Below are 13012 nucleotides of genomic sequence, written 5' to 3' on the forward strand. Positions count from 1 at the left end.
GCTATTTTCTTTTTCATTTTAATCTCCTTTTTTATCCTCTTTTTATTTTTTTATAATACTTAACGTTTTTCCTAAACTTAATATTAATTCATGTGAAGACCGCCGTTAACATCAAGATTAACGCCTGTTAAATATCGTGCATAATCAGAACATAAGAATAAAATAACATCTGATACTTCCTCTGAAGTACCTTTTCTGCCCAAAGGAACCATTTTAACATCTTGATTTAAATCTTTTGTCATTTCAGTATCAATAAAACCGGGAGATACAGTATTTACATTTATACCATATTTAGCTGATGACTTTGCTAAGGACTTGGTTAGACCGATAATACCCGCCTTAGCTGCTACATAGTTAGCTCCGACTACAATTCCTCCAACCTCACCCGCTACCGAACCTAAATTAACAATTTTTCCAGAATTGTTTTTCTTCATAACATTAATAACAGCCTGGTTCACAAAAAATGGACCTTTTAAGTCAATTCCCAACATTCTGTCCCATTCCGTTTCTGTAATATCCTCAATTGTTATTACTTGCGTAATGCCGGCACAATTTATCAAGATATCTATTCTTGAATATTTATTTTCGATATAATCTACAACCTCTTTAATTTGCGTAATATTAACTATATCTAAACTTAAACCTTCAGCATTACCTCCTTTTTGCTTAATTTCATCCGCAACAGCTTTTGCACCATTTTCATTGCGGTCAACAGCAATTACAGTGGCCCCTTTTTCAGCTATACTCAAACAACATGATTTGCCAATACCAGAAGCACCTCCTGTAACAACAGCTATTTTTCCTTTAAAGTCCAAAATAATTAATACCTCCTTAGAATAAAAATTGATAAAACTAATTACGTATGTAGTATACTACAATACTACTTTGAAATCAAGCATACGTTTGCTAAAAATCATAATAAAACTAATAGTATGCAATTAATAGAAATTGTATACAAATAGTGTGAAGTTCTAAATTCATAACAAACTTATTTAAATATAACCTTATAGGGGGTAATCATATGGGTTTAAGGAGAAATAATTAACCAGTGAAGTCTTGCAGCTGCATGACCTTACTGGTATTTTTGAATTTTGCTTCCGGAAACAAAGCTATATAGGTATTCAATACTGCTTTGTATGAAAGTAACATGAATTATATATAATATTTAAAAAAATCTAAATCAGTATTAAACTTCTTTAAATATAACCTTGTAGGGGTAATCATATGGTTTACCAAGGAATTGTAGCTATTATCAACATCACCCTTTGACATTGCCGAAAGAATATTATAATGCTCGTCTATAGTTATTGGTATAACTGACTTATAATACGAACGAGCAAGAAATTTTATTGTACTTACATAACTGTTAAATGTTGAATTAAATACTTGGTTTTCAGCAAATTCAACTATAGTTTTATGAAATAATACATCAAATTCTAAAAATTCATTTAAATTAATATCTTCCCTTTTACCAGTATACGCTCCATCTTTTTCATATAAGTTTCTGTTATCTTCTAATATATTTTTTTGTTTGTTTAATATTTCTGTTAATTCATTTAATGTTTGTGATGCTTTTTCAGTATTGTATTTTTTGGCTATGTATGAGCAACAATATCCTTCAATGGCACATCTTAATTGAAAGGATTGAATTATATCACTAATAGTAGTCTGATGAAGCTTAAAACCTCTATACGGAATAATATCTATGTAATTATCATGATTCAGCCTTTGAAGTGCAGCCCTGACAGGTGTTCTTGAGATACCTAGTTCTTGAGCTATTTTTTCTTCTGAATAAATTTCATCATTATCGAAAACTTCTTCCATTATTTTTTCCATTAAATAATTATATGCTATTTCTTGTAAATTTTTATTTATGTACATTAAAGTCACCCTTTTCTTAATTTTTATAATATCAAATACACAAAATGACCCTATATCTACTATATCAATGTGTAAAGAAAGCAATACAACATATATATTATATTGCCCTTAAATACTAAAGTCAATATTCATAATTTGCAAACAAAATATTGTAGTTTTTTAGTTTTATCATAAAAAAAGCTTATAGAGAACTCCCTATAAGCGCATTTATTATATATTGCTTTTTATCATAATATTAATTTATTAAGTACCCACCATCTACATAAATTGTTTGTCCAACTATATAATCAGAAGCCGTTGATGCCAAAAATACTGCAGTACCTATTAAATCTTCGGGAAATCCTGTTCTTCCAAATGGTATTCTTTCTTTAAATCTTCTTATATTATCAGGATTTTCAAATATAGGTTTTGTCATTTCTGTTTCAAAATAACCGGGTCCTATAGCGTTTACACTGATTCCATATTGTGCTAATTCATGAGCCATGGCTTTAGTCATTTGTTTTATTCCGCCTTTAGCAGCTACATAAGCAACCATATTCTTTAATCCCAATTCACTATTTAAAGAACATATGTTGATAATTTTTCCTTTAATATTTTTTTCTATCATGTGTTTAGCAACTGCTTGACCCATAAAGAATACATATTTAAGCTGAACATCTATTACCTTGTCCCAATCCTCTTCTAAATATTCAATAACAGGCTTTCTGATATTTAAACCTGCACCGTTAAGCAAGATATCAATATGTCCAAATTCTTCTGCTACCTTGTTAACAAGTTCTTTGCAACCTTCAACGGAAGTAATGTCAGCAGATATACCTTTAACAACTCCTCCTGTCTTGTTAGATATATCAATAGCTGCTGCATCAAGCTCGTTCTGCTTTCTACTGACAAGAACTACATCAGCGCCTGCTTGTGAAAATCCGGTTGCAATTCCTTTACATAGTCCTTTACTACCACCAATAACAATTGCTGTTTTACCTTTTAAAGAAAATAGATCCATTATACTCCTCCAAACCTTTCTTATAAATTATTTATTACTTAGCTTTATGTTTTTCAACTGCATTAAAGAATGCTTCATAAACTGATGGTGCACAAGTTTCTAAAACCCTGTGCAGTAACGCCTAATAAACGTATATTAGCTTTCTCGTATTCAGCATTTATTTCTTTAATGAAATCAGGGTCAGCTAATACAGTTCTACCATGCTCCATATCATAAACAAAAGGGATATCAAATATATTAGCGGAAGGTACGAAAGAAACCTCTACAGCCGGATTACATACCATACCTGTAATAGAACCGTTTTGAATATCTTCAAAAACTGATCTGTCAGTTCCAAGCTGACCACTTGGATAAATTTCTACTTTAATTTTTCCATTACTGCTTGCTTCAATTAACTCTTTGATTTAAGTAGTCCATTATGCTTTGCTGTTGTTTCAGCTGTAGTATGTGCCCATGTCATAGTAAATATAAACTAAGATTGCTTTACTTTTTTAGCATTTATCATCCCCTAAACCCTAATATAATTGAATACAATTCTAGCATATTACTTATTTATAAATATATCATTGTATGCCAATAATACTAATTGTATACAATTTTGTCAAGGTGTTTTGTTAAAGAATGCCTATAAAGAACACAGTTCTCTATAGGCACGTTAAATTATTTTTTTAATTAAGCATTTGCTGATGTTTTTTTCAAATATGCTTTTAATGCATATATTAAAGATGGGATAAAGATAAGTTGGATAATAATTCCCGGGATACCTGTAATTATTGCACCTTTTACAAACATTACGGGATTCATTTTAACTGCAAACAACTGTACTAATGCAGCAACTGTCAATCCTGCTATTATACGTCCTGATATCATAGCGATGATTAGTGACGGAATAATTGATAACTTAAATTTTCTTGTAGCTATAGCAATTACTAATCCATAAGTCCCTAATTCGAATGCCATTATTATAGACATCGGAAACATTACCGGCATTCCTGTTAAAAGCCCACTGATAATCGGTGTCATAATTCCTAATAGTAATGCCAATTGTGGTGATAGCAAAAATCCACCAATTAAAACCGGAATATGCATTGGCAATGCAATCGGACCTGTCAAACTAAACATATGAAAAACCATAGGCAATAATATACCTGATGCTAACAGTAAACCGCTTAAAACTATTTCTCTTGTTGTTATTTTATTTTTCATTATTTATTATTCCTCCTGATTTTTGATAAAAATAAATAACCATAAAGTTTTTGTTTTAAAGAAACCTTCATGGTTATTGTTCATCTAATATTCTTTTAATTGTATTGGTAAGTTCATTAAATATTCTTTTAAATTGCAGCTGTTCAAGTCCTATTACTTCAATATTGCATTTACTTACAGGAAGTAATAGCTTCCTTGCATGGCTGCTTGCAATTGCTTCCGACATTTTGGAGCTAATCTCCCCCATCATGGAATTTGCCGCAATAATCGCCAATGGTCCAATTATTATATCTACCTTTTTACTCATCCAGACAATTGCATTTTCTCCGGTAGCTCCTTCATGGGCTCCAGATTTTAACATATTGGAAGTAGCTTGTGAGTTCGTTCCAAGCGCAACAATTTCTATATTATTGTTATTTAAAGACTTCAATCTTTCAATTGCTTGACATCCAATTCCTCCGCCCATTCCATCTACTACAGCTATTTTCATATTCAATTTCCTTTTTTCATACTTTCTAAAAAGCTTTTTATCATAGATATCAAGTCATTAATGTTATGAGCTTTTAATGATAGTGTTTCAACCGGGCACATCCCTGTTTTGTCACGGTTTTTTATATATGGAGTACATTCATCATACTCAAATATTATATTTGATTCCTTTAATACATTTATAGCATTATCAGATATAAGTTTAGTCTTTAATTCTTTTATACCTGTATGTATGCAAAGCATGGCAGCTGCTCTTCCTGTAACTCTGTCTGCTACACTTGATCCATTTAGTTCTACAAGCTCTTCATAAGCTGTATATAAGGGCTTAATCCCTTTTTCATAACTTTTAAAAATTAATTTACCATCCTTGACTATTGCTAATGTAAGCTTTTCTTTCTCTAAAAGTTCCATAGCCAAGTCACAATCTCTCATTTAATCACTCCTTTCAAAAATATTTAATAAAGCACATTGATTAGTTTATCTTGACTAAATATATTTGTCAATCAATAATTTGATAAAGTATTTACAATGTTTTGATGGAATATTTACATTATATATTTTTAAGCTGATTTTGTAAAAGTAATCCCACCATATCCGCAAATCTATTTAGCGAGTTAATTCTGACGAAATTATGACCGTAAATTTTTTTTGCGGAAGACAAATCCTCATCATCGCCGGTGAAAACACAAAGAACAGTATTTCCTTTAAATGTGCCCTTTTTTACTTCCATTGCGGTATCGCTGACACCCTTAACACCGGAATACTCAATATAGGTTGGGATTATACCTGTTCCCGGATTCGTTTCAATGTCGTTTGGCTTGCAGTCCGAAAGAACTATGAGTATTTTATGCTCGCTTTGATTATCTTCCATCATGTGAAGGGCAGTTCTTACAGCTAATCCATCACGGTTGCAGCCGGATGTTCTGTAATTAAATATTTTATCATTTTTATCATTTTCTTCGTAATCACGAAGTAAATTTATAACAGTGTAGGTTCTTAAACTGCTGAATGAATAAACCTTTACCGGTATCTGGCATCGGGTTAAGCTTTCTGCGATTATAAATGCCTGTGATGCAATTATCTCCTGTCTTTCATTTTGAGAAGCGGATGCATCAAGCAAAATGTCAACAGATATATTACCTAAGTCATTTTTCAAATCTCGCGAAAAAATATTGTTGTCATTTACATAAATATTTCTCCAGATCTTATTAGGAACCAATTTCCCTTCCTTTGACCTCAGAACAGATTGTTCGAAATTCATCATCATTGTATTTCTGATCTTATTTGTTAAATTTACAATGCTTTGCAGGTTTCTTGCGTAGTTGTCGTAATAAAAATTAATATTTGCTTCTCTTTTTTCTGAAGCAACTCTTTTTATATATTCAGTATCTGCATCAACAACTGCAGAGTCATACTCTCCGCGTGTGAAATGAAGATGATTATTTTTATGATTGCCTACGCATAAAGCTTTTTCAAAAGCCATAATTTTATGTTCAGGTAAGGTTGAACTTCCGTAATATTTTTCTATATATCTTCTGTCTGTATCAACCTTTCTGTTATTTAGGCTATACAATTGTATTTTAATATCCTTTTTATCTTCATCTTGTTCGAAATAGACGTACCTTGTTGTTTCAGCCGATTCTATCTCCATGTCTTTCATTAACGGATTGCCGTCGTCTGATTTTTCTGTTATCTTTTCATAATGATTCAGTATATTCTTAGCTTCATTTTTACTTTCTTCATATTTTTTAAATGATTTTTCATATTGTCCGTAATTAAATCTAAAATATTTTTTTAATATTTCCTTCATTTTAGATATAATTTCGTCAGTATTCATATAGGCATCAAATTCAAGCTCATCTAATATCCTTAGTAATCTATACTCTGTTTTTGGTATTTCACCGATAACTTTTTGATAATGAGCTTTTTTAATTTCTCTTAAAATTGCGTCCTCAATATTCGGTACTTCTATTGATAAAACCCTTTGAGCATAATTTTTTCTCAAATTTATTAAAGCCGGACGCTCAATTTTTCCTTTTTCAAAGGTAGAATTTTCTAATCCAAGCCAAAAAAGCTCCTCATAAAATTCATGATCCGAATCAATTCTCAAATGTTTAAAGAATTCCTGAAGCTTAGAATAATCATAATATTTTCTTACTGCTCCGATAATATAATTTGAATATATATCCGCCTTGCCTTCTTCATCAAATATCTTGTATTCCGGTTCAAAGGAATAATCCTCGGAAGCATTCCAAATTATATTATAGGCCCTCTTTTTCTCGTTGATTTGATGTGTCATTAGTAAGTAAAAATGTCTCCTCTATCTATATTATCGGGTATTCTCAGCTTTATAACATCCTCAACTAATTTGCGCTCAAATTCATCAAAGGATTTGTTTACTATACCCATCTGTAAAGCTCTGACAGGCTCAAGTCCTCTTTCCATTAAATGTATGGAAGACAAAAGTCCTCTTAAATCAACTGATTTAGTTGATATTTCTGAATTATCGCTTTTTAGCTTCAGCTCTTGAAAAAATTCCGTAAACTGTTCTATATATTTTTCATTAAGGTTAGGAAATTCCTTAGTCAAAATTTTCATTAAGTTTTCAGATGTAACATTTGGCATTGCAATAACCATAAACCTTGATGTCAAAGCTTCATTCAATTCCCTGGTGCCGGCATAGCCGTAATTCATTGTTGCAATAAATCTCACTGCGTCATTCAGCTTGATTTTATCATATCCCGGCACATCAATAATTCTTCTGTAATCCAAGGTTGCATGCAGCACTGCCACTGAATCATTTTTAGCCATATTTATTTCGTCCAATATACCAAAGCCGCCGTATTTAGCACATTCATAAATCGGACCGTCTCTGAATACAACCTGTCCGTTTTCAAAAGTATCTGTACCTATTAAGGATGTTGAATCGGTATTTATATGAAATGATATATCCCAGCTTGGTCTGCCAAAAACACAGGCAAGATTTTCCGCAAGGACATTTTTACCCGTTGCCTTAGAACCCACAAGCAGCAAATTTTCTCCGCAAAGTATTGCAGTTATCGCCTGCTCCCATATTTCTTTTCCGTAGTAATTATATTTTGGTTTCGGAATCCTGTAATCATAAAGTTGATTAACCTCGTATTTCTTTCTGAAATCTTCAATTTCTTTAATCAGTGTCTCGCTGATTCCTTCTTGTTTTAAAAAATTTAGCATTTTGTCACCTTTCGCCCAGTAAAAATTGATAAGCTTTATTAAATATATATTACCAAAGATATTATCTTAAATCAATATGTTTAAGCCCATGGCTTGTACCAATGTGAAAGTTAATGTAAAATGTTATGAAGAAATAAAAATTCTGAAACAATTTATGCAATGAAATCGTCTAATTATTTATATGAAATGGGAGGTTGTAATAAGGGTGAAAAACAAATTAAAAATATTATTTATAGTTTTGATACTGTCAATACTTTTATCAATTAATGCTTTTGGTTCTACATATGTTAATGTAACACTGCCTGAATTTGACGTCAGAATAAACGGCATTGAAATTGATAATAGGAACAAAGAATATCCTTTAATAGTGTACAAGAACATTACATATTTCCCCATGACGTATCACGACAGCAGATTTTTAGGTCTTGAGACGAAGTGGGATAATATCAGTGGTTTAAAAATTAACAGAAGTAATGAATTCAGCGCCTATGTGGATACATATTCTGTAGTCAATAAAGAAAAATATACTGCTTCTATTCCAAGCTTTAAGGTCGAGGTCAATGGTAAGGTTATAGACAACAGCAAGGAGCAATATCCGCTTTTATTGTTCAGAAACGTCACTTATTTCCCTTTAACATGGAGATTTGCAGTTGACGAATTTGAATGGAATTACAATTTTTCAAAAAGTGTCGGTCTCGAAATAAGCAATACTTATACTCGAAAAGTAAAGATTAAAGAGGTAAAATTGCCTGTAGTCGAAAGAGACAGCTTTTACGACAGTGCTTTTACCGTTTCCGGAGACTATTTCTATTATGAAGGTGAAAAAGGGATAATTTATCAATCCCCTATTAACAATTCTTCTCAAAGAAAAGCAGTATATGAATTACCGCTGTGGACTCATGGCAGTGGTGAAACTTATGTGATGGCAGGACTTAAAACGATAGATGAAAAAGTCAGATTGTCTTATCATGTGGGTGGAGCTGCTATGGGGACCGATTATGAAATAATTATTAACGAGGACGGTACCAATGAAATTTTTGATCAAGGCTATTCTCATAAAATAGATATGGGCTACGCTAACGTGCGCGTTGACCAATGGGCTCCCCCATTCCCTAACAATCTGGCAATAAAACTTAGCGGAGAACATGAATACAGACCAATCGGCGATCCGAAATATTATTACGGCAGAGTCAAATCGGGCTCCGGAGGGAGCAGTCCCAGTGACGACCTCGTATTGGCGGGCTACAACATATATATTTTGGCCTGCGATCTCGAAGATAGTAATTTAACAAATGGAATATATAAAATTGATATTAACACAGGTGAAACTGTCAGATTGTGTGAAGAATCAGCAATGAAGTTTATATATAACTATGACATTATTTACTTTATGGATATGGATGGCTATTTATATCAATATAATACTCGTGTTGCGGGAAGTGTTGCAGAAAGACTGACTGATTTTAAGGTCAGTGACTTTACGGTTCTTAATAACATTGTTTATTATATTACAGAAGAATCAAAAGGGCTTGAGCTGTTTAAATTAGGAGAGAAAGACTCCGCAAATCCCGGCGGACAAGTAAAACGCATCATCAACAATCACGGATATCTTTGCTTTATTTTTGATAAAAACAGTACTTCAAATTATAAAATGATGGTCTTTGACGAAGACGGAAACAATGTTTTCAAAACGGATAAAAATATAAAGCATGTGAGCATTAATGAAGAAAGACTTTTTTATATAAGATAAATGTTAAACAGAATGGCAGGCTGCCATTCTGTCTAATTATTAATTAATTTATTAAAGTCTGTACTTGAAGGATTTTGGAAAATCCTCAGGTCAAAAAATCCTGCTACCGCAAGCAAATGGTCAAATATATCGGATTGTGCCGCTTCATAAGTAGTCCATACAGTATCGTTAACGAAGACATACACTTCTAAAGGTAAGCCATTTTCAGTAGGAGCCAATTGTCTGACCATACGAGTCATACCGGTGTGCACCTTGGTATGATTGTTTATATAATTTTGAGCGTAAATTCTAAAAATGCCTACATTCGTCAGGTTTCTCCCATTTACTAAAATATCTGTATTTTCAACCCTTTCATTATACAATTCTAATTCTGTTTCTTTATCCTCTATATACTTTTTTAAAAAGTTAACCTTTTTATATTTCTCAAGCATTTCTTCCGTACAAAATTTAATACTGGTTAAGTCTATATTAATTGCTCTTTTGATACGTCTTGCTCCCGTTTCCTGCATACCTCTCCAGTTTTTGAACGAATCTGAAATCAGTGCATAGGTAGGTATTGTAACTATTGTATTGTCAAAATTTCGAACCTTTACGGTAGTTAAGGTTATTTCTATAACATCACCGTCTGCCCCGTACTTAGGCATTTCAATCCAATCACCTATTCTAAGCATATCATTCCACGTTAATTGAATGCCTGAAACAAAGCCGACTATTGAATCCTTAAATATCAAGGTGATAATTGCAGTCAAAGCACCTATTCCGCTTATTAATACAACAGGACTTTTGTCAATCAAAATAGAAACTATCATAATTCCAAATATTATATATAATATAATTTCTATTACCTGCAGTAATCCTTTTATAGGTCTGTCTTTTGAAACAGGAAATCGCCTGTATATATCATCCGCGGAATTTATCAAGCTTTTTGCTGTTATAATTATTATAAAAAGGATATAAACGGTTGAAAGCTTGGAAATTAAACCTGAAATTTCGTCGAAAACTCCTACTCCCGAATAAACCGCAATACCGGGAATTATCATTGAAATTTTCTGGAAAACCTTGTTGTTCAACAAAACATCGTTCCAGTGATATTTATTGCCTTTAATCCGTTTAGCCAAAAACTTCAATATAATTTTATTAATTATTAAAGTAATAGTCACCGATGTGACAACAATAATAAGTATCACAATAAAATAATATAAATATTTGGCTGTTGCTTCATTAAGTCCATAATCTAATAAAGAGTTATAAATTATATCCATATATGCTGCTCGCTTTCCATTAAATACTCAGGAGATTAATCAAATTCATAGCTTGCTAAAATAATAAATCCATCACCTGTCTGATATTATTTACAGGTATTATTTCAATATCCTTTAATTCTTTGGATATGTTTTCGTTTGACTCTGCTATTACAGCTCTTTTAAATCCCATTTTCTGTGCTTCCATCAATCTTTTTTCTATAGAATTAACTCCTCTTATTTCACCTGTTAATCCTACTTCACCAATTAAAATGGTCCTAAAATCTACGGGAATTTCTTTAAAACTGGATGCAATGGCACATAATACTGCCAAATCTGCAGCCGGCTCCCTTAGTTGAAGCCCTCCCGTTACATTAATAAAAGTATCGGAGCTTTGAATCGAATAACCTGCTTTTTTCTCTAAAACCGCTATAAGCATTGCTGCTCTGTTTTTATCAATACCTGTTGTAACCCTGTTGGCAAATCCTGCAGGCGAATATGTAACAAGAGCCTGTATTTCAATCAATACCGGTCTTGTGCCTTCCATTGCTGCCGTTACAACAGTTCCATATGCATCAACCGGTCTGCCTTTTAAAAATACCTCCGAAGGATTTTCTACTTCTATAAGTCCTTTGTCACGCATCTCGAAAATGCCGATTTCATTTGTTGAACCAAAACGATTTTTTACAGCGCGCAGTATCCTGTAAGAAAAATGTCTCTCTCCCTCAAAATAAAGGACTGTATCAACCATATGCTCCAGCACTCTCGGTCCCGCTATAGCCCCTGACTTGGTTACATGTCCGACAATAAAGGATGCCATGTTTCTTACCTTTGTCATTCGCATAACCATTGCGGTTATCTCCCTGACCTGACTTACGCTTCCCGGTGCTGATACTATTTCAGGCGAATAAATGGTTTGAATTGAATCAAGTATCAATAAGTCAGGTTCTTCCTTTTCTACATGTTCCTTTATTATATCTATGTTTGTTTCTGCTAATATGTAAAGCTCTCCGTCTCCTATATTCAATCTGTCTGCACGTATTTTTATTTGTTCTCCCGACTCTTCTCCGGAAATATATAAAACCTTTAAATCTTGCTTTGAAATATAATCCGCAACTTGTAAAAGCAGTGTGGATTTTCCTATGCCGGGGTCGCCTCCCACTAATACTAAGGAGCTTTTTACTATTCCTCCGCCTAAAACCCTGTCCATTTCCCTGCTGCCTGTTGAATATCTTTTTTGCTTTGAAGTGCTTATATTTTGTATTTTCTCTATTTTACCCTTGCTAATTCCCCTTTGGCTTTTTGAATCATTTGTTTTTGATTCTATTTCTTCCACAAATGAGTTCCACTCACCACAGGAAGGGCATCTACCCAGCCACTTGGCGGTTTCATAACCGCATTCCTGACACACGAACTTAGTTTTTATTTTCGCCATAGTTCACCTGCTTTCATTGATAATATTAAGTTTATAACATTGAATTGCATAAGTCAATGATTTCAAATATGTTTAGTATCTTTAAACAAAAAATATTATATTAAGTACCCTTATTAAGTAAATTTCACAAATTTAATTGATTTTAATGTTGACATAGTATTTCCAAGTGTGTATAATAAAATTCGGTTTAAATGTTTACTAACTTTAAACTTTGAGTTTAATAATATAAACAAAAATATAGAGGTACTTATGAATATCGGTGAGAATTTAAAAAGGTTAAGAATTGCCAATTCTTTGACTCAGCAAGAATTAGCGGACAGATGTGAGTTAACGAAAGGATATATATCTCAATTAGAAAGAGATTTAACATCTCCTTCAATTGCAACGCTTACTGACATATTGGAATGCTTAGGCACCGATTTAGGAAGCTTCTTCAATGAAGCTGTTGACATCAAGATAGTATTTAAAGAAGAAGATGTGTTTGTAAAGGAATCTGACGACAATTATAAAATAAACTGGATTGTTCCCAATGCACAAAAAAACAAGATGGAACCCATATTGGTTGAACTTGGAGCCAACAGCAGAACAAAGGATGACGAACCCCATGAGGGCGAAGAATTTGGCTATGTACTTTCAGGAACCATCATGTTAAATTACGGCAATCAGATTTATAAAGTAAAAAAAGGAGAATCCTTTTATATTAAAACAAATAAAACTCATTTTATAGAAAATACGAGTAAAAACCCCGCGCGTGTAATATGGGTCTCTACTCCGCCAAATTTTTAAACAGGAGTAAA

The 13012-nt window shown here is 32.6% G+C and carries 13 protein-coding genes; 2 read left to right on the top strand and 11 right to left on the bottom strand.

Going from position 1 to position 13012, the window contains the following annotated elements:
- Positions 1-83 precede the first annotated feature (83 nt).
- The 9 genes from RT412_RS06505 to RT412_RS06540 all read right to left on the bottom strand — a co-directional run bounded on the left by RT412_RS06505 (position 84) and on the right by RT412_RS06540 (position 7789).
- Positions 84-815, bottom strand: coding sequence for an SDR family NAD(P)-dependent oxidoreductase (locus RT412_RS06505; RefSeq protein WP_313345399.1), 732 nt, complete (start codon positions 813-815; stop codon positions 84-86).
- 337 nt (positions 816-1152) lie between these two features.
- Positions 1153-1881 (bottom strand): GntR family transcriptional regulator, encoded by a 729-nt coding sequence (locus RT412_RS06510; protein ID WP_313345396.1) that lies wholly within the window; start codon positions 1879-1881, stop codon positions 1153-1155.
- 235 nt (positions 1882-2116) lie between these two features.
- The gene (locus tag RT412_RS06515; RefSeq protein WP_313345393.1) at positions 2117-2881 is read right to left on the bottom strand and encodes a glucose 1-dehydrogenase; all 765 of its coding nucleotides are present in this window, start codon (positions 2879-2881) and stop codon (positions 2117-2119) included.
- Positions 2882-2955: 74 nt separating this feature from the next.
- A complete protein-coding gene (gene dctP / locus RT412_RS17160; RefSeq protein ID WP_398439145.1) occupies positions 2956-3285 on the bottom strand; it encodes a TRAP transporter substrate-binding protein DctP in 330 nt (109 codons plus the stop codon).
- A 268-nt stretch (positions 3286-3553) separates the two neighbouring features.
- Complete coding sequence (locus RT412_RS06520; protein WP_313345390.1) at positions 3554-4087, bottom strand: ECF transporter S component; 534 nt, start codon at positions 4085-4087, stop codon at positions 3554-3556.
- A 73-nt stretch (positions 4088-4160) separates the two neighbouring features.
- The gene (locus tag RT412_RS06525; RefSeq protein ID WP_313345387.1) at positions 4161-4577 is read right to left on the bottom strand and encodes a DUF3842 family protein; all 417 of its coding nucleotides are present in this window, start codon (positions 4575-4577) and stop codon (positions 4161-4163) included.
- Positions 4578-4579: 2 nt separating this feature from the next.
- On the bottom strand, positions 4580-5008 hold the full coding sequence (locus RT412_RS06530) for a DUF1893 domain-containing protein (RefSeq protein ID WP_313345384.1): 429 nt from the start codon (positions 5006-5008) through the stop codon (positions 4580-4582).
- 118 nt (positions 5009-5126) lie between these two features.
- The gene (locus RT412_RS06535) at positions 5127-6875 is read right to left on the bottom strand and encodes a hypothetical protein (protein ID WP_313345381.1); all 1749 of its coding nucleotides are present in this window, start codon (positions 6873-6875) and stop codon (positions 5127-5129) included.
- Positions 6875-7789 carry a MoxR family ATPase gene (locus RT412_RS06540; RefSeq protein WP_313345378.1) on the bottom strand — a complete coding sequence of 305 codons (915 nt, stop codon included), beginning with the start codon at positions 7787-7789 and terminating at the stop codon, positions 6875-6877. Before RT412_RS06540 ends, RT412_RS06535 begins: the two co-directional genes overlap by 1 nt.
- A gap of 205 nt (positions 7790-7994) precedes the next feature.
- On the opposite strand from RT412_RS06540, the gene RT412_RS06545 reads away from it, so the two are divergent.
- Complete coding sequence (locus RT412_RS06545; RefSeq protein WP_313345375.1) at positions 7995-9539, top strand: DUF5050 domain-containing protein; 1545 nt, start codon at positions 7995-7997, stop codon at positions 9537-9539.
- A gap of 32 nt (positions 9540-9571) precedes the next feature.
- On the opposite strand, the gene RT412_RS06550 is transcribed toward RT412_RS06545, so the two are convergent.
- Together RT412_RS06550 and radA are read right to left on the bottom strand one after the other, a co-directional pair.
- Positions 9572-10801, bottom strand: coding sequence for a mechanosensitive ion channel domain-containing protein (locus tag RT412_RS06550; RefSeq protein WP_313345372.1), 1230 nt, complete (start codon positions 10799-10801; stop codon positions 9572-9574).
- Between the two features lie 55 nt (positions 10802-10856).
- Positions 10857-12215, bottom strand: a complete 1359-nt coding sequence (gene radA / locus RT412_RS06555) for a DNA repair protein RadA (RefSeq protein WP_313345369.1) — start codon at positions 12213-12215, stop codon at positions 10857-10859.
- 249 nt (positions 12216-12464) lie between these two features.
- On the opposite strand from radA, the gene RT412_RS06560 reads away from it, so the two are divergent.
- Positions 12465-13001 (top strand): XRE family transcriptional regulator, encoded by a 537-nt coding sequence (locus RT412_RS06560; protein ID WP_313345366.1) that lies wholly within the window; start codon positions 12465-12467, stop codon positions 12999-13001.
- Positions 13002-13012: the final 11 nt, after the last annotated feature.

The sequence above is a fragment of the Sedimentibacter sp. genome (genome assembly GCF_032080165.1).
GTDB lineage: Bacteria > Bacillota > Clostridia > Tissierellales > Sedimentibacteraceae > Sedimentibacter.